19 protein-coding genes, 1 pseudogene and 1 other annotated feature are annotated in these 19,331 nt (G+C 55.8%); of the genes and pseudogenes, 5 read left to right on the top strand and 15 right to left on the bottom strand.

Annotated elements, in window-relative coordinates:
• Nucleotides 1-82: 82 nt before the first annotated feature.
• From L379_RS0124075 to L379_RS10735, 4 genes and pseudogenes are all read right to left on the bottom strand, one after another.
• Nucleotides 83-2,267: pseudogene (locus L379_RS0124075) on the bottom strand (TonB-dependent siderophore receptor).
• Nucleotides 2,268-2,447: 180 nt separating this feature from the next.
• A complete protein-coding gene (locus L379_RS10725) occupies nucleotides 2,448-2,987 on the bottom strand; it encodes a septation protein A (RefSeq protein WP_003856762.1) in 540 nt (179 codons plus the stop codon).
• Between the two features lie 13 nt (nucleotides 2,988-3,000).
• Nucleotides 3,001-3,744 (bottom strand): YciC family protein, encoded by a 744-nt coding sequence (locus L379_RS10730; protein WP_032653823.1) that lies wholly within the window; start codon nucleotides 3,742-3,744, stop codon nucleotides 3,001-3,003.
• A gap of 25 nt (nucleotides 3,745-3,769) precedes the next feature.
• Nucleotides 3,770-4,174, bottom strand: coding sequence for a YkgJ family cysteine cluster protein (locus L379_RS10735; protein WP_017384228.1), 405 nt, complete (start codon nucleotides 4,172-4,174; stop codon nucleotides 3,770-3,772).
• A 282-nt stretch (nucleotides 4,175-4,456) separates the two neighbouring features.
• Here L379_RS10735 and ompW point away from each other — a divergent pair, with 282 nt between their 5' ends.
• Nucleotides 4,457-5,089 (top strand): outer membrane protein OmpW, encoded by a 633-nt coding sequence (gene ompW, locus L379_RS10740; RefSeq protein ID WP_023303840.1) that lies wholly within the window; start codon nucleotides 4,457-4,459, stop codon nucleotides 5,087-5,089.
• Nucleotides 5,090-5,375: 286 nt separating this feature from the next.
• Here the strand turns inward: ompW and yedF are convergent, their stop codons facing one another.
• The 8 genes from yedF to trpL form a co-directional block, all read right to left on the bottom strand.
• On the bottom strand, nucleotides 5,376-5,609 hold the full coding sequence (gene yedF / locus L379_RS10745; RefSeq protein WP_003856774.1) for a sulfurtransferase-like selenium metabolism protein YedF: 234 nt from the start codon (nucleotides 5,607-5,609) through the stop codon (nucleotides 5,376-5,378).
• On the bottom strand, nucleotides 5,606-6,817 hold the full coding sequence (yedE, locus tag L379_RS10750) for a selenium metabolism membrane protein YedE/FdhT (protein WP_017384226.1): 1,212 nt from the start codon (nucleotides 6,815-6,817) through the stop codon (nucleotides 5,606-5,608). The genes yedF and yedE overlap by 4 nt, the downstream gene beginning before the upstream one ends.
• Before the next feature lie 174 nt (nucleotides 6,818-6,991).
• Nucleotides 6,992-7,801: a tryptophan synthase subunit alpha gene (trpA, locus tag L379_RS10755; RefSeq protein ID WP_015570379.1), complete on the bottom strand. Its 810-nt coding sequence runs from the start codon at nucleotides 7,799-7,801 to the stop codon at nucleotides 6,992-6,994.
• A complete protein-coding gene (trpB, locus tag L379_RS10760) occupies nucleotides 7,801-8,994 on the bottom strand; it encodes a tryptophan synthase subunit beta (RefSeq protein WP_003856780.1) in 1,194 nt (397 codons plus the stop codon). Before trpB ends, trpA begins: the two co-directional genes overlap by 1 nt.
• 10 nt (nucleotides 8,995-9,004) lie before the next feature.
• On the bottom strand, nucleotides 9,005-10,363 hold the full coding sequence (trpCF, locus tag L379_RS10765; protein WP_023303838.1) for a bifunctional indole-3-glycerol-phosphate synthase TrpC/phosphoribosylanthranilate isomerase TrpF: 1,359 nt from the start codon (nucleotides 10,361-10,363) through the stop codon (nucleotides 9,005-9,007).
• Between the two features lie 3 nt (nucleotides 10,364-10,366).
• Nucleotides 10,367-11,962 carry a bifunctional anthranilate synthase glutamate amidotransferase component TrpG/anthranilate phosphoribosyltransferase TrpD gene (gene trpD, locus L379_RS10770; protein WP_017384223.1) on the bottom strand — a complete coding sequence of 532 codons (1,596 nt, stop codon included), beginning with the start codon at nucleotides 11,960-11,962 and terminating at the stop codon, nucleotides 10,367-10,369.
• Complete coding sequence (locus tag L379_RS10775; RefSeq protein WP_017384222.1) at nucleotides 11,962-13,524, bottom strand: anthranilate synthase component 1; 1,563 nt, start codon at nucleotides 13,522-13,524, stop codon at nucleotides 11,962-11,964. Before L379_RS10775 ends, trpD begins: the two co-directional genes overlap by 1 nt.
• 23 nt (nucleotides 13,525-13,547) lie before the next feature.
• Nucleotides 13,548-13,642: a sequence feature (Trp leader region), on the bottom strand.
• Nucleotides 13,619-13,663 carry a trp operon leader peptide gene (gene trpL / locus L379_RS25885; protein WP_071524153.1) on the bottom strand — a complete coding sequence of 15 codons (45 nt, stop codon included), beginning with the start codon at nucleotides 13,661-13,663 and terminating at the stop codon, nucleotides 13,619-13,621. (Overlaps the previous feature by 24 nt.)
• A gap of 127 nt (nucleotides 13,664-13,790) precedes the next feature.
• Between trpL and rnm the strand changes: the two genes are divergently transcribed.
• From rnm to rluB, 3 genes are all read left to right on the top strand, one after another.
• On the top strand, nucleotides 13,791-14,684 hold the full coding sequence (gene rnm, locus L379_RS10780; protein WP_023303837.1) for an RNase RNM: 894 nt from the start codon (nucleotides 13,791-13,793) through the stop codon (nucleotides 14,682-14,684).
• Entirely contained in the window at nucleotides 14,681-15,301 is a 621-nt protein-coding gene (locus tag L379_RS10785) for an L-threonylcarbamoyladenylate synthase (RefSeq protein WP_003856793.1), read from the top strand. Before rnm ends, L379_RS10785 begins: the two co-directional genes overlap by 4 nt.
• 97 nt (nucleotides 15,302-15,398) lie before the next feature.
• Nucleotides 15,399-16,274, top strand: coding sequence for a 23S rRNA pseudouridine(2605) synthase RluB (rluB, locus tag L379_RS10790; RefSeq protein ID WP_003856794.1), 876 nt, complete (start codon nucleotides 15,399-15,401; stop codon nucleotides 16,272-16,274).
• 34 nt (nucleotides 16,275-16,308) lie between these two features.
• On the opposite strand, the gene cobO is transcribed toward rluB, so the two are convergent.
• Nucleotides 16,309-16,899: a cob(I)yrinic acid a,c-diamide adenosyltransferase gene (gene cobO / locus L379_RS10795; protein WP_023303836.1), complete on the bottom strand. Its 591-nt coding sequence runs from the start codon at nucleotides 16,897-16,899 to the stop codon at nucleotides 16,309-16,311.
• Nucleotides 16,896-17,657, bottom strand: a complete 762-nt coding sequence (locus L379_RS10800; protein ID WP_017384219.1) for a YciK family oxidoreductase — start codon at nucleotides 17,655-17,657, stop codon at nucleotides 16,896-16,898. The genes cobO and L379_RS10800 overlap by 4 nt, the downstream gene beginning before the upstream one ends.
• A gap of 252 nt (nucleotides 17,658-17,909) precedes the next feature.
• Here L379_RS10800 and sohB point away from each other — a divergent pair, with 252 nt between their 5' ends.
• Nucleotides 17,910-18,956 carry a protease SohB gene (gene sohB, locus L379_RS10805; RefSeq protein WP_032653820.1) on the top strand — a complete coding sequence of 349 codons (1,047 nt, stop codon included), beginning with the start codon at nucleotides 17,910-17,912 and terminating at the stop codon, nucleotides 18,954-18,956.
• 35 nt (nucleotides 18,957-18,991) lie between these two features.
• Here sohB and L379_RS10810 read toward each other — a convergent pair whose 3' ends face one another.
• A complete protein-coding gene (locus L379_RS10810) occupies nucleotides 18,992-19,243 on the bottom strand; it encodes a YciN family protein (protein ID WP_003856804.1) in 252 nt (83 codons plus the stop codon).
• Nucleotides 19,244-19,331: the final 88 nt, after the last annotated feature.

Here is a 19,331-nt window from a genome sequence, read left to right as displayed (position 1 = left end):
ACTGAAGACTTCAGGCGGGATGCTACTATGATTTCTGGCTGGAGAGAATAGGGTTAGCGCCCGCAGAGCAGGCGCCAGCGGGTCAGAAGGACAGGGTCACGCCTGCGTAATACGCACGGCCTGGTTCGTTATAGGTCGATGCACCGTCATTTTCTCGGTAAATCTGCTTATCAAAGAGGTTGCTGATCCCGGCATTCAGGCGGAGATCTTTTGTCAGCTGATAATTGCTGCCGATCCCAACGATGGAATAGGCGCCAATCTCTTTATCTGACATCGCATTCTGCTCTTTGCGGATTTCAGCATTTTCTCTTGGCTTCTGGCGGCCATAAATCGTCCAGCTAAGGTTCGCTGAAAGTTTGCTGCTAACCTGCCAGTCGAGCATTGTGTTGACGGTATATTTTGGAATAATCGACAGAGGGTTGCCGGTGTCCTTACTTTCAGACTGAATCATATACGTCGCATTGGTACGCCAGGTTAGCGTGTCGCGGATAACCGGGACGGTGAGGTTGCCTTCCAGTCCCTCAACAACAGCCTTTCCTCCGTTCTGCCACTGAAGGATATTTGCGCCGCTGCTTGTCTGGCCCAGCACATCCGTTCCTGAAACGATCTTGTTTTTGTAATCGTTGCGGAACCAGGTTATGCCAGCCTCGTAGCCTTCCAGCGCAAAGGCCAGGCCAATCTCTTTGTTCACGCTGATTTCAGGATCCAGATCCGGGTTACCTAACAGGTAACAGCTTCCTTCGGAAACGTTGTTCGGGCAACCATTACCGCGGGTGGAAAGCAGATAGCCTTCGCTGGATTGATACAGGTTTGGCGCTTTAAATACCCGAGCGATACCCGCTTTAACCTTGAACATGTCACCCAAATCCTGAGAGAGGTTCAGGCTCGGGCTCCAGTTGCTGCCAAACTGATTGTGATAATCAAAGCGGAGCCCTGGGATCAGGTTGGTGCCCTGACGCGCTTCAATATTGTCCTCAAGATAGATGCCAGTGAGGTCAGCGCTGTTTTTGCTGTTGCGCTCAGAAGCCGTGCCGGGAACGCCGTTAATCACTTCTCCCGACACATTTGTCGCCTGCATTGAGGCCGGATCGTTCAGTTCATCACGGTTCCATTCTGCACCCACGGTTAGCGTCTGTTCGACCAGCCAGAAGAAAGGAATGTTCAGTTCACCCGTTGAACGGTATGACTCCAGCCGGCTGGTATCGTATTTATCGCTATTGATCATCCCCTCAACTTTGCCCGTAGAGCCTTCTTCCAGGCGGGTGTTGTTGGTCTTTTCATAATAAACACCGAACTTAGACTGACCCCAGTCCCAGATGCCGTTGTGCGTAATGCCATAGGACTGGCGGTACATTCGGTTCGTTTCGTGTCCATACAGGGACGACACCAGACCGTCAGGGCTGACGTTGCTGTTGCTGTATTGAGTATCACCCGCGTAGATATTGCCCTGGCGGCTGTAGCTGTAGTCGAAATCGATAATCTGCTGTGGCGTGAGTTTCCAGGAGAGCAGGGCATTAATGTCCTTGTTGCGCACGCCTTCACGTCCGGCGGCGTAAGAGCCGTTTTGCGCGGTGTTGATGTCCTGAGCATCTGCGTCAGTTTTGTTGATATTCCCGTACAGGCGCATCGTTAACGCATCGCCCGCAAGGGGGCCGCTCAGATCAAAATTAGCGCGTTTCGTCGCTCCCTCTTTATCATTTTCAGGCTGGTTAGTGTACAGGGAGAGCGAGCCGTGCCAGTCGTTGGTCGGGTGTTTGGTAATGATGTTGACGACGCCGCCGCGCCCCCGAACCATAGCGGGCGGCAGCAGGTCCCCGGAGCACTTCAATGCGCTCAACCATCTCTGGCGGAACCCAGTTGGTATCCCCGCGGGTGTCGCGCTCCCCGCGCCAGCTGTAGCGCACCGAGTTACGTGACGTCACCGGCACACCGTCAATCAGAATCAGCGTGTTCTCCGGCCCCATACCGCGGATGTCGATCTGGCGGTTGTTACCGCGGCTGCCTGTCGCGCTGTTTCCGGTGAGGTTAACCCCGGGCATTTTGCGAATAATTTCAGAAAGATCGTTAACCGGTGGATCCTTTTCTATGTCCTTTGCCGTGATGATGGAAACCCCCGGCTGTTGCTTCAGCGCCTCTTCAGCGGTGGCCTGAACAACCATTGTTTCACCATCGGCGAGAGGATCTTCCGCTGCGTGTGCGCTCTGATAAAGCGTTGAAAGAATGGCGAGCGTAAGTGTAGCCGGGGCAAATCTTATTATGTTATTCATCAACTCATTTCCATTTGTTAAAAATGCGATGACGAATATTAATGATAGTCATTCTCATTACAATAAAGTGACAGCAATCTCCATAAAATCTTCATGATTCAGACATTTTCGCAGGAAGGATGTAGAGAAAAGAGAAGGCGGGAAAAGAGGCCAGACCGCGCGGCGATCTGGCCAGAAGGATCAGTGCTTGTCATCCTGCGGCATGTGGCGATAAATATAAACGCCGCTGAGCAGGGTGAAGATAAGAGTCAGCGCCGTCAGGCCAAACACCTTGAAGTTGACCCAGATATTCTGCGGCAGCCAGAATGCGATATAGATATTCGCCAGACCACACAGAATAAAAAATAGTGCCCAGGCGATATTCAGACGCCCCCACACAGCCTGCGGCAGGGTCAGTTCTTTCCCCAGCATGCGCTGGATCAGCGGCTTCTTCATCACCCACTGGCTGATGAGGAGTGCGCCCGCAAACAGGCCGTAAATCACCGTGACCTTCCATTTGATAAATTCATCATTGTGGAAGAACAACGTCAGACCACCAAACACCGCCACCATCAGGAAGGTGATGAGCGCCATCTTTTCAACTTTGCGATAGCGAACCCAGCTGTAAATCAGCACCACAGCCGTTGCCACAATCAGCGCCAGCGTGCCGGCATAAATGTCGTACAGCTTATAAAAAGCGAAAAATACGATCAGCGGTAAAAAATCAAGAAACTGCTTCATTCTGCGATCCCAGTTACTGACGAATTAACATGTACAGGCGGAACAAATAGACCAGCAGCACGGCTGAAATCAGATTGCTCAGCGTATTGGCGACAACCGCTCCGACGTTTGGCGTTAACACCGCAAAATTCGGCGCAAACAGCAACAGCAGAGTTTTGGCCAGCAGCCAGCTGATAACGGCCGGGGCGACCAGTCGCATATTGGCCCATGCGAGCCTGATGCTGCTGCGCATGGCGGTGAAAATGCCCATTTTGTCCTGCACAATCATTACTGGCGCGAATGAAAGCACGATAGCCAGCAGCACGCCCGGAACGACAACCAACATTATCCCCATCTGAACCAGCAGCGTGGTCAGGAAGATGAGGATAAACAGTTTTGGCAGCACCGGAGCGCTGGCCCCGATTGCACGTAACGCGCTGACGCGTTGGCCGGCAGACACCAGCTGGATCATCAGCAACACGCCACCCGCCAGAATGGCGTTGCCAATCAGGCCCGAGAAGGTAGATGCCGCAGATGCGCGCAGCAAGATTTGCTGTTGCTCTGGCGTCATATTCTGCACAAGGTCAAACAACCCTGCGCTGCCTGCAAGATTTTCCCCCTGGCTCAGCGTGGCAATCTGTTCATCACTGGGTGAGAACGCATGACCCAGCACCACCGTAATAAAGGCGCACAACAACGCGATCAGTAAAAAGGTAATGAACTGATTGCGGAAAAAATTTCCCGTGTCACGGTAGACAGACTTCGCCGTGATAGACATGCACTCTCCTTGAGTATTGCAGGTGTTAATTAGCCGGCAATTGTACACCGGATAACACGCTGGTGGCAGCATCAAGGCTTGTATGGAAAAGCATATCTTTGTAAAGCGGCGGTAATCCATAGCGGGCGCGGGCGCGATTGCATGCCTCATTGACCTGCCCATCCTCTCCCGACATCGCGAAAGTGCGACACGGGCTGGGGCGATCCGCGTAAATGGAACAGCGGGTGGATACCCCAGGCTCACCTTGCAGTGCCACACAGCGGCTCTGTTTTTGGTTGGTGCCGCGCATACAGCGCAGAAAAGGGGTTAACGGTTCAGTGAGATCAACTGGAACGGTGCCGCCGCCATCGCTGGCTTCAGCCCAGTAGAAAGAGACTCGAAAATACGCACAACAGGCTCCGCACGTCATGCACGGGTTATGATCACTCATGGCACACCTGCAAAAGTAGAACGCATCAAATCACATTGTGAGAGCGATAAATTATCCAGCCGCTACAGGAAGCGCAAGAGAGGGAAAACAGAAAATTTTGTAACCATGAAATGCCAAAAATTGACGCGGTAACAACTTATTGCTTTATGAGGCGTCACCAAAAATTAACCTAGATCAATGAATGTTAACTTACTGGTTTTAATGTGATCTGTGTTAGATCACTTATTACTCATTTGTGAGTATATTCTCCTCCGCAATTAAAACCACAACGATGGAGCGGATATGAAAAAATTAGCGGTGGCAGCCCTTATCTTAAGCAGTCTCTCTGGCGGCGCGTACGCGCATGAAGCAGGCGAATTCTTTATTCGTGCCGGTTCGGCAACGGTACGTCCAACGGAAGGGTCCGATAATGTACTGGGTATGGGCGGGTTTAACGTCAGCAATAACACCCAGTTAGGCCTGACGTTTACGTATATGGCAACGGATAACGTTGGCGTCGAGCTTTTAGCCGCCACGCCATTCCGTCACCGCGTCGGTTTAGGACCGACCGGGGACATTGCCACGGTTCACCATTTGCCACCAACGCTGATGGCGCAGTGGTACTTCGGCGATTCCAGCAGCAAGGTGCGCCCTTATATTGGTGCAGGGGTTAACTACACCACCTTCTTTGATGAGAAATTTAACGATACCGGTAAAAAGGCCGGGCTCTCCGATCTCAGCCTGAAAGACTCGTGGGGTATGGCGGGGCAGGTTGGTCTGGATTATCTGATTAACCGTGACTGGCTGATCAACGCCTCGGTCTGGTATATGGACATTGATACGGACGTGCGCTTTAAAGCTGGCGGGCAGCAGCAAAGTATCAATACCCGACTGGATCCGTGGGTATTTATGTTCTCAGCAGGCTATCGTTTCTGACAGAAGATATATCCCCTGTCAGCCGGTGATTGCTGTATGGTGGTTGTTCCATACACCTGGCTGGAGGGGATATCCCCAACATCAAATTTGAGTGTCCGGTTTGTGCAGGTAAACAGTTTCAGTTCACGACGTTCAGCCCAGCACATAGCCTACCTCACGGTGCTATCTGTTCCGTTTGCGGAACACGTCTCACCATTCATTCATGCCTGCCGAAGCTCAGACGACGACGGTGGCCAAAGCCAGTAAACTAGAAAAGGCCTCTGAGAGGCCTTTTTCGATCGTGAAGTCACTTCTGAATTAAATAACGAATGGTTGGTCCGTCCTGCTGGATATCCAGCACGGTATAGCCGTGATTTTTGGCATCAAGAGGAATGTTATTGATCGACTGGGGGCAATCGCTCACCACTTCCAGAATTTCACCTTTCTTTAGCTGCGGTAGCGCTTCAAGCGTGGCGACGGCCGGGTAAGGGCAAGGTTCACCCACCATATCGAGACGATAATCAGGCACGATCTCTTTCATGCGGCATTCTCCTGAGTTTCAGTTTTGGCGGTGGCGCGTCGGAAGAAGCGCTTCTCTTGTGCAACAACCAGTAAGAAGGCGATAAGCAGCAGGGCATAGGTCACCAGGAGCCCCCCGAGTGGACCAAAGGTATTCAGCAGGTTGACCTTGTCCCAGTTTGTTGCCAGTACCGGAGAGACGTCATCCCAGTAGTAGGCCAGAATGGTAGAGCCAATCACGTTACCCAGACCCACCCACCAGTAATGCACCTGGCCTTCCACAGCGCGATACATCCAGCCGGTTTCACACCCGCCCGCCAGCACGATGCCAAAACCAAACAGCAGTCCGCCAATGACGGCATTTGGGCCCGCCCACATGATTTTCGGTTCCACGCCGAGCTGAACGTAGCTGAAGATGCCGATCGCGCTCACGGCCATACCGGCAATGATCGCCTTCGCCATCATGCTTCGTCCGGTGATCCACATATCGCGAAACGCGGAGGTAAAGCAGATCTGCGCGCGTTCAATCAGCAGACCAAAACCGACGCCGAACAGCATGGCCAGGCCGAGTTTTGGCTGATTCATCGCCGTGCAAATCGCCCAGGCAACCATGGCAAAAAAGACCAGCATACCGAGGCGGAAGCGACGACGCGCCTGATCGGGTTTTTGCGTTAACGGAGAGGCAGCGCTAACTTTCGTCATTTTCACCGGAATGCGGAACAGCGGCAGCAGGGTGAATTTAGCACCGAAGTAGGAGCCGATGGCGGTGGCGACGGCAAAGAACCAGGCATGCAGCGAGAACTGCGGAATACCGGTAAAGAACGCGGCCAGATTACAGCCCATCGCCAGGCGGGCGCCAAACCCGGCAATGATGCCGCCGACCACGGCCTGCATAATGCGGATGCGGCTTTTCGGCATGCGCAACTTAACGTTGTTGGCCCACAGCGCGGCCGCAAAACAGCCGCCGAACATGCCAATGATCATCATCCCGTCGATGCGGGTCAGCGGTGTGCCCTCAAGATGGATCAGTTTGAAGTAGCCCCACTCTTCGGCATGGACACCTGCCAGCTGTAATAGCTGCCCACCCCAGCGGGTAAACTCGCCCGTAACAGCCCAGAAGGTGCCGGTAATACCGAAATAATAAGTAGAGAGAATGCCTGCCGCGATAACGGCCGGAACAGGTGACCAGAACTTAACCAGGTAAGTCTGTTTGAAGGAATGCCATGACATGAATAACCTCTGAACTCAGAAGGGTAACGCTAAAAAGAGCCCAGATCATACGCTTACGCGAAAGTTTGGAAAGTCATTCACACCGAAAATATTGACAGGATCAATTTTGACCTGCTTCTTTCAGGAAGAGAGAAGGGAAAACCGCCTGACGCCGGGGCCAGACGGTGTTAACGGTTACGCCTTGCGCGTGGCCGCTTTCATGGATGTGACGAATGCGTGTAACTCAGCCAGCATCTGCTCTGGCTTATCCACGTTCTTCTCGATGATTTTCACGATAGCCGAACCGGAAATGGCTCCGGCGGCTTTCGCGTCAATTGCCGCAGTAACCTGATCCGGTGAGGAAATGCCAAAGCCCTGAAGCGGCGGTGCAGCATGGTATTCTGCCAGCTTCTCCACCAGATGATGCAGCGGCAGCGCGGCTTTGTTTTCCGCACCGGTGACGCCCGCACGGGAGAGCAGGTAGGTGTAACCTCGTCCGTAAGAGGCAATCTGGCGCAACAGATCGTCATCGGCATTCGGTGGACAGATGAAAATCGGCGCGACGTTGTGGCGCATTGCCGCCTGACGGAATGGCGCAGACTCTTCAACGGGCACGTCAGCCACCAGCACGGAGTCAACGCCCACGCGGGCGCACTCTGCGTAAAACGCATCAATACCGCGGCTGAACACCAGATTGGCGTACATCAGCAGGCCGATCGGAATGGTCGGGTGCTTCTGACGGATCGCCGCCAGCATTTCAAAGCACTGGCTCGGCGTCACGCCCGCGGCAAACGCGCGTAGCGTTGCGTTCTGAATGGTCGGGCCATCCGCCAGCGGATCGGAGAACGGAATACCGAGCTCCAGCGCGTCGGCACCGGCATCAATCAGGGTGTCGATAATCTTCAGCGACTGCTCCGGGCCGGGGTCGCCCAGCGTCACGAAGGGAACGAAGGCGCCTTCCTGGCGAGCTTTCAGTTGTGCAAATGCGTTGTCGTAGCGTTCCATCAGATTTCCCCTCGTGCTTTCAGAATATCGTGAACGGTGAAGATATCTTTGTCACCGCGCCCGGAAAGGTTTACCACCAGCAGCTGCTCTTTTTCCGGGTTTTCCTTCATCATTTTCAGCGCGTGCGCCAGCGCGTGGGAAGACTCCAGCGCCGGGATGATCCCTTCATTGCGGCACAGCGTTTTGAAGGCCTCCAGCGCTTCGTCATCGGTGATGGAGACATAATCCGCGCGGCCGGTGCTGTTGAGGAACGCGTGCTGCGGCCCTACGGACGGGAAATCCAGCCCGGCAGAGATTGAGTAAGACTCTTCAATCTGCCCTTCATCGGTCTGCATCATCGGGGCCTTCATGCCGAAGTAGATCCCCACGCGGCCATGCTTCAGCGGCGCACCATGCTCGCCCGTTTCAATACCGTGGCCGGCAGGCTCAACGCCAATCAGCCCAACGCTGGTTTCGTCGATAAAATCGGCAAACATGCCGATGGCGTTAGATCCGCCGCCAACGCAGGCGATCACCGCATCCGGCAGGCGACCCTCTTTTTCGAGGATCTGCGCTTTAGTCTCTTCGCCGATCATGCGCTGGAATTCACGCACGATGGTCGGGAACGGGTGCGGGCCCGCGGCGGTACCGAGCATGTAGTGGGCGGTTTCGTAGCTGCCAGACCAGTCGCGAAGCGCTTCATTACAGGCATCTTTCAGCGTGGCAGAACCGCTGTGCACCGGGATCACTTCCGCCCCCATAAGACGCATACGGAACACGTTTGGCGACTGGCGCTCAACGTCCTTCGCCCCCATGTAAATGCGGCATTTCAGACCGAGCAGGGCGCTGGCGAGCGCTGAGGCCACACCGTGCTGTCCCGCGCCGGTTTCGGCGATGATTTCGGTTTTACCCATCCGCTTCGCGAGCAGCGCCTGGCCAAGCACCTGGTTAGTTTTATGCGCGCCACCGTGCAGCAGATCTTCACGCTTAAGATACAGCGTAGTTTTAGTGCCTTCGGTCAGGTTGCGGCACTTTGTCAGCGCCGTCGGACGACCGGCGTAGTTTTTCAGCAGGTCGGTAAACTCCGCCTGAAACGCCGGATCTTTCTGTGCGCTCACGAACGCTTCTTCCAGCTGGCGCAGCGCGGGCATCAGGATTTGTGGGACATACATCCCACCGAACTCACCAAAATACGGGTTAAGTAATGTCGTCATCTTCTCTTCCTTAATATGCACGCAGAGTTTTAAATACCGATGCCAGCTTGCTGGCGTCTTTAATGCCCGGTTGGGACTCTACGCCTGAATTGAAATCGAGGCCTGCGCAGCCGGTTTTGGCCGCTTCCACACAGTTATCGGGGCTTAATCCCCCCGCCAGCAGGACATTGTCCAGCACTTCGCCACGCAGCAGTGACCAGTCAAAACGCTGCCCCGTGCCGCCCTGGCCGTTGTCGAGCACGTATTTATCAACATGCTTCAGGTTACGCGCGGGCAGGGTGGCGCCAACGCTTTGCGCTTTCCAGATCTGAACCTGAGGCGCCAGAACATGTCGCAGAGCATCGATGTACGCCTGATCTTCATCGCCGTGCAGCTGGATCGCGCTCAGGGATAACGCGTCCGCTTTTGCCGCAACTTCGTTAATATCCGCATTGCGGAACACGCCCACGTAGCTCAGTGGCGCAGCCGCCATCACCTTGCGCGCCTGTTCTTCATTTGCTGCGCGAGGAGAGGACTCAACAAAGATCAGACCACCATAGATTGCGCCCGCTTCATATGCGGCCTGCGCATCCTGTTCACGGGTCAGGCCGCAGACTTTGTTCTCACCCAACAGTACGCGGCGCACGGCCGCGTTAAGGTCTTCGTGTTCCATCATTGCGGAACCTATCAGGAAACCGTTGGCAAAGTGGCTGAGTTCGCGCACCTGAGCGTAGCTGTTAATCCCGGATTCGCTGATCACCGTGACGCCCGCGCCCAGACGCGGCGCAAGCTGGCGCGTACGGTTGAGGTCAATCGACAGGTCGCGCAGGTCGCGGTTGTTAATGCCGACCACTTTGGCTTCCAGCGCGATGGCGCGCTCCAGCTCCTCTTCGTTGCTCACTTCGGTCAGCACGCCCATATTCAGGCTGTGCGCGACGGCGGAGAGCTGGCGATACTGCTCGTCATCCAGAACGGAGAGCATCAGCAGGCAGGCATCTGCCTGGTAAAAGCGCGCCAGCCAGATCTGATACGGGTCGATAATAAAGTCTTTGCACAGAATCGGCTGCGGCGCGATGCCGCTGACAACGGGCAGAAAATCGAAGCTGCCCTGGAAATATTTCTCATCCGTCAGCACAGAAATGGCAGACGCATGATGCTTGTAGATACCGGCAATACGCGCCGGGTCGAAATCGTCGCGGATCACGCCTTTGGACGGAGACGCTTTTTTACACTCCAGAATAAACGCGGTACGCGCGCCCTGGAGCGCATCATAAAAACGACGGCTGCTCGGAACGACGTCATTCTGAAAACTGGCGAGCGGCTGCTGTTGCTTACGGGCTTCCACCCAGATGGCCTTATCGGCGACGATTTTCGCTAAAACGGTCTGCATTATTTACCCTCTTGCCGCAAGTGCGGTAACGCGATCGTAAGCTGCACCGGAGCGCAGTACGTCCAGAACTTTTTGGGCGTTGGCTTTCAGATCTTCCTCGCCATGTAAACGCATCAGCATGGCTACGTTGGCCGCCACGGCGGCCTCATGGGCGGCCTCACCTTTACCTTGTAATAAGCGCGTGAGAATGTCACGGTTTTCTTCCGGCGTGCCGCCCGCCAGGGCGTCCTGATGGTACGGGGTCAACCCGAAGTCAGCGGCCTCAAGCTGATAGTTCAGCACTTCGCCGTTATTCAGTTCCGCCACCAGCGTGGGCGCATGCAGGGAAACTTCATCCATCCCGCCGCTGTGTACCACGGCGGCGCGTTGGTAACCGAGGACGCGCAGCGTCTCCGCAATCGGCAGGACCAGTTCCGGGCTGTAAACGCCAATCAGCGCCAGCGGCGGGTGCGCCGGGTTAATGAGTGGACCGAGCACGTTAAACAGCGTACGGGTTTTGAGCTGCTGGCGAACCGGCATCGCGTGGCGGAAACCGGTGTGATACTTCGGCGCGAACAGGAAACAGACGCCCAGGTCATCCAGCGCTTCACGGGAACGCTCGGCGTTCATGTCCAGGTTGATACCGAAAGCCGCCAGCAGGTCGGACGATCCTGAACGGCTGGACACGCTGCGGTTGCCGTGTTTCGCCACCTTCAGACCGCATGCCGCGGCCACAAAGGCGCTGGCGGTGGAAATATTGATACTGTTACTGCCGTCGCCACCGGTCCCGACAATATCGGCAAACGGATAGTCCGGGCGCGGGAACGGGGCGGCATTTTCCAGCAGCGCGGTTGCCGCGCCGGCGATCTCCTGCGGGCTTTCGCCACGTACCTTCATGCTCACCAGCGCAGCGGCCAGCTGCTCAGGCTTCAGCTCGCCGCGCACGACGGCGGAGAATAGCTGATGGCTCTCCTGCTGGCTCAGGGTCTGAGCCTGATACAGTTTTTCCAGAATCGGTTGCAGGGTGTTGGTCTGCTCCAGCTTTTGTAGCGCCCAGTCGAGCGTTTGCTCCAGCAGACGCGCGCCGTTGGACGTCAGGATAGATTCCGGGTGGAACTGCATCCCGCAGACGCGATCCGCATCGTGACGCACCGCCATCACCATCCCTTCAAACGAGGCGTTAATGGTCAGCCCGGCCGGAATGTTGCTGCCGACCAGCGAGTGGTAACGCGCTACCGGAAGCGGGTTCGGCAGACCGGCAAACATCGCCTGACCGTCATGTTCAATACTTGACGCTTTACCATGGAGGATCTCCCCCGCCTGACCCACGTAACCGCCGTAGGCTTCGACAATCGCCTGGTGGCCGAGGCAGATGCCGATAATCGGCAGCTTGCCGCGCATACGGGTCAACAGCTCAGGCATACAGCCTGCTTCGCTCGGTGCGCCTGGGCCCGGGGAGAGCATCAGCACCGGGTTTTGCATGGTCGCCAGACGGTCAATTAGCGTCTGGGCCGGAACGTGGTTGCGATAGATAACGACATTGTGACCATTCGCACGCAGCTGATCTGCCAGGTTGTAGGTAAAGGAGTCGATATTATCGAGCAGCAGAATGTCAGCCATCAGAAAATCTCCTGTGCATGGTGTGCGGTAGCAATGGCGCGCAGTACCGCGCGCGCTTTACTGCGGGTTTCGTCGGCTTCCGACTGCGGAACAGAATCCAGCACAATTCCGGCCCCGGCCTGGACGGTGGCAATGCCGTCCTCAACGTAGGCGGAGCGGATCACGATGCAGGTATCAAGGTCACCGTGAGCGGTGAAATAGCCCACGGCACCACCGTAGCTGCCGCGACGGCGTCCTTCCGCTTCGGCGATCAGCTGCATGGCGCGGACTTTCGGCGCGCCGCTCAGGGTGCCCATGTTCATGCAGGCGCGGTAGGCATGCAGAACGTCGAGGTCGTGGCGCAGTTCACCCACCACGCGGGATACCAGGTGCATGACGAAGGAGTAGCGGTCGACTTTGGTCAGGTCCGCCACGTAGCGGCTGCCTGGGGTGCAAATACGTGCCAGATCGTTACGCGCCAGGTCAACCAGCATCAGGTGTTCGGAGAGCTCTTTATGGTCGGTACGCATTTCCAGTTCGATGCGGCTGTCGAGATCGCGGTCCAGGGAGCCATCGGCACGACGGCCGCGTGGACGGGTTCCCGCTATCGGGTAGATCTCAATCTGGCGGCTGGTGGCGTCGTACTTGAGGGAGCTTTCCGGCGACGCGCCAAACAGGGTGAAATCATTGTCCTGCATAAAGAACATGTACGGGCTTGGGTTGCTCTTTTTCAGCACATCGTAAGCCGCCAGCGGCGACGGGCAGGGCAGTGTGAAGCGACGGGACGGCACTACCTGGAAAATCTCCCCGGCACGAATCGCTTTTTGCATCTGACGTACCACCGCGCCGTACTGATCGTCGGTCTGACTCACCTCGCAGGTCATCTTTTCAACACGCTGCACCGGGAGCGCGGGCGGTGCTTCTGACATCTGCTGTTGCAGTTGGGCGATGCGCTGCGCGAGGCGATTTTTCTCAGACTCAGACGGAGTGAAGAGGCTGGCCTGGATGCGAGTATATTTTTTCTGATGGTCGATCACCAGCAGGGTTTCGGCCAGGTAGAAACAGTAGTCCGGGCAGCGGTTTCCCTGCTCGGTTTCCGGTAAATCTTCAAAGCCAGCAACCAGGTCGTAAGCAAACAGCCCGCCAAAAAACATTGCTTCGCGCTCAACTTCCGGCACGGCCACCAGATTTTGCAGCAGGCGAAAGGCGTCAAAAACGGAGAGCGAGCAGAGGCGGGCATCCTCATCCAGCAGCTGGCTCACCGGCGGGAAATGCAGAATACGCAGGTCCGGGTGGCGTTCATTTTCAATGCCTGAAGGCAGCGCCGCATCCAGCAGCGGCAGGAGCGACGCGCCATTGTCAGACAACGCCCTGATAGTGACGGTGTCACCTAACGCGGTAATGCGCAGCGCGCTGTCAACCAGCAGCAGGCTTTTGAGGTCGTCCTTACTGTCGATATCAGCTGACTCCAGCAGCAGCGTCGCGGGACGTGCGCCGCACACCTGATGAAACAGCGCGGTAGGGTTATGGCGATAGGCCGCCTCGCAGGTCAGCAGTTCGAGGTGGGGTTTGGCTGTTTGCATGTTGTTGTTCTCATATTCTGTTCAAAAAAAAGCCCGCTTGGGAGCGGGCCGGGTATCTGTTTGCTTATCGCAGACGTGTGACACTGCCCGAAGATCAGGAAGTACGCCACCAACCGTGCAGAGCGAAATGTGCTGTCATTTTCAGATACCTTTCTCGTGTGAACTTGCGTACTAGTTAACTAGTTCGTTGGCGTGTTGTCAACCCCTGATTTCAGTATTTCACGGTTAGTCGGTATCATAGGGGCTTCGGATGTCTCCAACCTGTTATGGGAAGTGCTTTGAGCGATACCACCTACGCCGTAATTTATGATTTACATAGCCATACGCAGGCTTCAGATGGCCTGCTGACACCCGAAGCTCTGGTCCATCGCGCCGTTGAAATGCGTGTCGGCACGCTGGCAATAACCGATCACGATACCACTGACGGCATTCCCGCCGCGCGCGCCGAGATTGCCCGCAGCGGACTGGCGCTGGATCTGGTGGCCGGGGTTGAGATCTCGACGGTCTGGGAAAACCACGAAATTCATATCGTTGGCCTGAATATCGATACAGAACATCCGGCCATGCGTGCTTTTTTGCAAGAACAAAAAACACGCCGCAATCAACGCGCGGAGATGATTGGCGAACGTCTGGAAAAAGCGCATATTCCCGGTGCACTGGAAGGCGCGCGAACGCTGGCGAACGGTGGGGCGGTGACGCGTGGCCATTTCGCCCGTTTTCTTGTGGATGCCGGTAAGGCGACGACCATGGCGAATGTCTTTAAAAAGTATCTGGCGCGCGGGAAAACCGGATACGTTCCCCCACAGTGGTGTACAATAAAACAAGCTATTGATGTGATTCATCATTCTGGCGGTAAGGCCGTGCTGGCCCATCCGGGGCGGTATAATCTTTCTGCTAAATGGCTGAAAAGACTGCTGGCACACTTTGCCGAATGCGGCGGTGAGGCGATGGAAGTTGCCCAGTGTCAGCAGGCACCCAATGAGCGTTCGCAGCTCGCGACCTACGCCCGTCAGTTTGGTCTGCTTGGGTCACAGGGTTCAGATTTCCATCAGCCCTGCGCGTGGATTGAATTGGGGCGCAAGCTCTGGTTACCCGCGGGCGTTGAGCCTGTCTGGCAGCTCTGGGAACAGCCACAGCAAATTGAAGAGAGGGAAGTATGAGTCAGTTTTTCTATATCCATCCGGATAACCCCCAGCCACGTCTGATTAATCAGGCCGTGGAGATCGTCCGCAAAGGCGGCGTTATTGTCTACCCAACCGATTCTGGCTACGCGCTGGGCTGTAAAATTGAGGATAAAGGGGCGATGGAGCGCATCTGTCGCATCCGCCAGCTGCCGGATGGCCACAACTTCACCCTGATGTGTCGCGATCTCTCTGAGCTGTCGACCTATGCTTATGTTGATAACGTGGCCTTTCGTCTGATTAAAAACAACACGCCGGGTAACTACACCTTCATTCTGAAGGGGACAAAAGAGGTGCCGCGTCGTCTGTTGCAGGAAAAACGTAAAACCATCGGCATGCGCGTGCCGTCGAACCCGATTGCCCAGGCGCTACTGGAAACCCTCGGCGAGCCGATGCTCTCCACATCGCTGATGCTGCCGGGCAGTGAGTTTACCGAGTCCGACCCGGAAGAGATCAAAGATCGTCTGGAGAAGGTGGTGGAGCTGATTATTCATGGCGGCTATCTTGGCCAGCAGCCGACCACCGTGGTGGATCTCACCGAAGACGCGCCAGAAGTGATTCGTGAAGGCGTGGGCGATGTTAAGCCTTTCTTGTAAGGGTGTAAGCAGATATACTACGCGGCCATCAAAGCAGGGCGCCGCCCTGTTTTTGACCTGATTCGACGCCTGTGAAGGCGACACCTGAGGAAGCTCAATGAGCGAGAAGTTACAGAAAGTGCTGGCGCGCGCCGGCCACGGTTCGCGCCGTGAAATCGAAGCCATTATTGAAGCAGGCCGCGTGAGTGTGGACGGTAAAATCGCCACGCTCGGTGACCGCGTTGAAATCGTACCGGGGCTGAAGATCCGCATTGACGGCCATCTTATCTCCGTGAAAGAGTCTGCTGAACAGATCTGCCGCGTACTGGCTTACTACAAGCCGGAAGGCGAACTGTGTACCCGCAACGACCCGGAAGGTCGCCCGACGGTGTTTGACCGTCTGCCAAAATTGCGTGGCGCCCGCTGGATTGCCGTAGGGCGTCTGGATGTGAACACCTGCGGCCTGCTGCTGTTCACCACCGATGGTGAACTGGCAAACCGTCTGATGCACCCGAGTCGTGAAGTGGAACGTGAATACGCCGTTCGTGTTTTCGGCCAGGTTGATGAGAACAAACTGCGCGATCTGTCGCGTGGTGTTCAGCTGGAGGACGGCCCTGCGGCGTTCAAAACCATCAAGTTTACCGGTGGTGAAGGCATTAACCAGTGGTACAACGTTACCCTGACAGAGGGACGTAACCGCGAGGTGCGTCGACTGTGGGAAGCGGTCGGTGTCCAGGTGAGTCGCTTGATTCGCGTCCGCTATGGCGACATTCTGCTGCCGAAAGGCCTGCCACGTGGCGGCTATACCGAACTGGATCTGACGCAAACCAACTACCTGCGCGATCTGGTTGGCCTGACGCCAGAAACCACGTCGAAAGTGGCGGTAGAGAAAGATCGTCGTCGCATGAAGGCGAATCAAATCCGCCGTGCGGTGAAACGTCATAGCCAGGTCAGCAGCAATCGCCGCTCTGGCAGCCGTAATAACAACGGTTAATTGAAAAGCCCGGTGAATATACCGGGCTTTTTTTTCAGTAATCAATCCCAATTTGCGCTTTGATACCCGCATCGAACGCATGCTTAACCGGACGCAGCTCGCTGACGGTATCGGCCAACTCCAGAATGTCCCGATGACACCCGCGCCCCGTGACGATCGCCGTTTGCTGTGCAGGGCGGTTCCTGAGGGCCTCCAGCACGGCTTGCAGCGGCAGGTAGTCATACGCCACCATATAGGTGATCTCATCCAGCAACACCATGTTCAGCGACGGGTCTGAAAGCATTCTTTTGGCATGCTCCCAGACGGCGAGGCAGGCTGCGGTATCGGTTTCCCGGTTCTGGGTATCCCAGGTAAAACCGGTTGCCATTACCTGAAACTCAACGCCATGCGGCTCGAGCAGATTACGCTCGCCGTTGGGCCATTCACCCTTGATAAACTGGATCACGCCCACTTTCTGCCCATGCCCGACTGCGCGGGTGGCGGTCCCAAATGCGGCGGTGGTTTTGCCTTTGCCGTTGCCGGTGAACACGATGAGGATACCGCGCTCGTCCTGAGCGGCCGCCACGCGTGCATCAACCTGTTCTTTCAGACGCTGCTGGCGCTGCTGATGCCGATCATCACTCATTGCGATATCCCCGGTTTGCGGCCTGGCTGGGCATCGAAGGTCATTCCGGTTTTGCGACGGCTGTCGTCACCCATCAGCCACAGGTAAAGGGGCATGATATCGGCCGGGGTTTTAAGCTTCTGCGGATCTTCTGTCGGGAAGGCGCTGGCGCGCATTTTGGTGCGCGTACCGCCTGGATTAATACAGTTAACCCGCAGGTGGCGGCTTTGGTACTCTTCGGCCAGCACCTGCATCATTCCTTCGGTGGCAAATTTTGAGACGGCGTAAGCCCCCCAGTTCGCACGCCCCTGACGCCCCACGCTGGAGGAGGTAAATACCAGCGAGCCGGAATCGGAGTTGAGTAATAAAGGAAGCAAGGCCTGGGTCAGGAAAAACGTCCCGTTGACGTTAACCTGCATCACCTGTTGCCAAATTTCCGGATCCTGTTCATCCATCGGGCGCACTTCGCCCAGTAACCCCGCGTTGTGCAGTACGCCGTCCAGACGCGGATAATGTGTGCTGATCCGCTGGGCAAGGGCCTGACATGACGCTGGCGTGCAGGTCAGCAGATCGAGCGTATACCAGGGCGTGGGGGTACCGCCGGCGTTTTCGATTTCACGGGCGACGGCCTTGAGCTTTTCTTCATTACGTCCCAGCAGAATAAGGCTCGCACCGTATTCAGAATAGGTCAGCGCCGCTTCGCGACCAATCCCGTCGCTGGCACCGGTAACCAGAATGATGCGGTTCTGTAGAAGGTTTTTTTGTGGCTGATAATGCACGGTGGCTCCTCAGGCGAATTGGGCGTGACTTGCACCTTTATTTATGACTTTTCGGCTTTATGCCCGAAACAGCGTCAGAATTCAATCAGTCTACAGGACAGAACGCTGGGAAATTAACAATTTGCAAAGATTTAAACCAGAAGCGGGGGATTCCTGAAGCCGCCTCGCAGAGGTAATGTCCAGAGCGAGACGCCTGCGCAGGGCTGTTGTACACTGGCGTGAAAGATTCGTGGTTAAATCAAGGTGGAACGCGTGGAATTACTTTCTCAGTATGGGTTGTTTTTGGCCAAAATCGCGACGGTGGTTATTGCTGTCGCGGTGATTGCCGTCCTGATTGTCAACCTGACGCAGCGTAAGCGTCAGCGTGGTGAGTTACGCATTACCCGCCTGAGCGAGCAGTATAAAGAGATGCAGGAGGAGATGTCTCTGGCGCTGCTTGACGATCATCAACAGAAGTTGTGGCTAAAAGCCCAGAAGAAAAAACATAAGCAGGACGCCAAAGCCGCGAAGGCGAAAGCTAAGCTCGCCACGCCACAGGCTGACGCAAAACCGCGCGTCTATGTGCTCGATTTTAAAGGTAGCATGGATGCGCATGAAGTCTCCTCTCTGCGTGAAGAAGTGACGGCGGTGCTGGCCGTGGCGACAGCCCAGGATCAGGTGGTGGTACGCCTTGAAAGCCCGGGCGGCGTAGTGCATGGGTATGGACTGGCGGCTTCGCAGTTACAACGTCTGCGGGATAAACAGATCCCACTCACCGTTGCGGTAGATAAGGTCGCGGCGAGTGGCGGCTATATGATGGCGTGCGTGGCGGATAAAATCGTCGCGGCACCGTTCTCCATTATCGGCTCGATTGGGGTGGTCGCGCAGCTCCCTAACTTCAATCGTTTCCTGAAAAATAAAGAGATCGACATCGAACTGCATACGGCGGGTCAGTACAAACGTACGCTGACGCTGCTCGGCGAAAATACCGAAGAGGGACGGCAGAAATTCCGGGAAGATCTGAACGAAACCCACCATCTGTTCAAAGATTTCGTGCACCGCATGCGCCCAACGCTGGACATTGAGCAGGTGGCTACGGGCGAACACTGGTACGGCACGCAGGCGCAGGAGAAAGGGCTGGTGGATGAAGTGGGTACCAGCGATGACCTCCTGCTCAACCTGATGGAAGGCCGTGAGCTGGTGGGGGTGCGCTTCACCCGACGCAAGCGCCTGCTCGACCGTTTTACCAATAGCGCGGCAGAAAGCGCGGATCGCCTGCTGCTACGCTGGTTGCAGCGCGGACAAAAGCCGCTGCTGTAAAGAAAAACGCGAGGCAGATGCCTCGCGTTTTCGTTTTAATCGACCAGGTGGTACTTCTCTGAGAGGGTATGCGCCAGGTATTTAAACATGTTAAACACGGCGGTGCTTTTCGGGGTGGGTAGCCCTTGTTCATCAAGGAAGTATTCACCGCTGAACACCAGCACGCCATTACGTTGTTCCACGCCAGTCGCTTCAATTCCCGCCAGGGTGTCTTCATGGTCGCGAATGAGTTTGTTTGCTTCGATAAGCAATGAAGCTCGGTCAATGGGTTGGGTCGTATTCTGCATATTCCACTCCTTAAACAGTGACAATAGTCTACGCCTGGGTCGCTTCGGGGGCAAATTTTCCCTGTTATCCGAGGGGATAAGAAACAGG

The sequence above is a fragment of the Enterobacter sp. MGH 33 genome, from assembly GCF_000534535.1.
GTDB classification, from domain to species: domain Bacteria; phylum Pseudomonadota; class Gammaproteobacteria; order Enterobacterales; family Enterobacteriaceae; genus Enterobacter; species Enterobacter hormaechei_C.
The sequence above is the reverse complement of the archived record's forward strand: the minus strand, read 5'-3'. Positions and strand labels throughout refer to the sequence as shown.

Excerpts from the sequence above, each read along its gene's own strand:
- L379_RS10725 (WP_003856762.1), bottom strand. The coding sequence starts at position 2,987 with ATGAAGCAGTTTCTTGATTTTTTACCGCTGATCGTATTTTTCGCTTTT.
- L379_RS10730 (WP_032653823.1), bottom strand. The coding sequence starts at position 3,744 with ATGTCTATCACGGCGAAGTCTGTCTACCGTGACACGGGAAATTTTTTC.
- L379_RS10735 (WP_017384228.1), bottom strand. The coding sequence starts at position 4,174 with ATGAGTGATCATAACCCGTGCATGACGTGCGGAGCCTGTTGTGCGTAT.
- ompW (WP_023303840.1), top strand. The coding sequence starts at position 4,457 with ATGAAAAAATTAGCGGTGGCAGCCCTTATCTTAAGCAGTCTCTCTGGC.
- yedF (WP_003856774.1), bottom strand. The coding sequence starts at position 5,609 with ATGAAAGAGATCGTGCCTGATTATCGTCTCGATATGGTGGGTGAACCT.
- yedE (WP_017384226.1), bottom strand. The coding sequence starts at position 6,817 with ATGTCATGGCATTCCTTCAAACAGACTTACCTGGTTAAGTTCTGGTCA.
- trpA (WP_015570379.1), bottom strand. The coding sequence starts at position 7,801 with ATGGAACGCTACGACAACGCATTTGCACAACTGAAAGCTCGCCAGGAA.
- trpB (WP_003856780.1), bottom strand. The coding sequence starts at position 8,994 with ATGACGACATTACTTAACCCGTATTTTGGTGAGTTCGGTGGGATGTAT.
- trpCF (WP_023303838.1), bottom strand. The coding sequence starts at position 10,363 with ATGCAGACCGTTTTAGCGAAAATCGTCGCCGATAAGGCCATCTGGGTG.
- trpD (WP_017384223.1), bottom strand. The coding sequence starts at position 11,962 with ATGGCTGACATTCTGCTGCTCGATAATATCGACTCCTTTACCTACAAC.
- L379_RS10775 (WP_017384222.1), bottom strand. The coding sequence starts at position 13,524 with ATGCAAACAGCCAAACCCCACCTCGAACTGCTGACCTGCGAGGCGGCC.
- rnm (WP_023303837.1), top strand. The coding sequence starts at position 13,791 with ATGGGAAGTGCTTTGAGCGATACCACCTACGCCGTAATTTATGATTTA.
- L379_RS10785 (WP_003856793.1), top strand. The coding sequence starts at position 14,681 with ATGAGTCAGTTTTTCTATATCCATCCGGATAACCCCCAGCCACGTCTG.
- rluB (WP_003856794.1), top strand. The coding sequence starts at position 15,399 with ATGAGCGAGAAGTTACAGAAAGTGCTGGCGCGCGCCGGCCACGGTTCG.
- cobO (WP_023303836.1), bottom strand. The coding sequence starts at position 16,899 with ATGAGTGATGATCGGCATCAGCAGCGCCAGCAGCGTCTGAAAGAACAG.
- L379_RS10810 (WP_003856804.1), bottom strand. The coding sequence starts at position 19,243 with ATGCAGAATACGACCCAACCCATTGACCGAGCTTCATTGCTTATCGAA.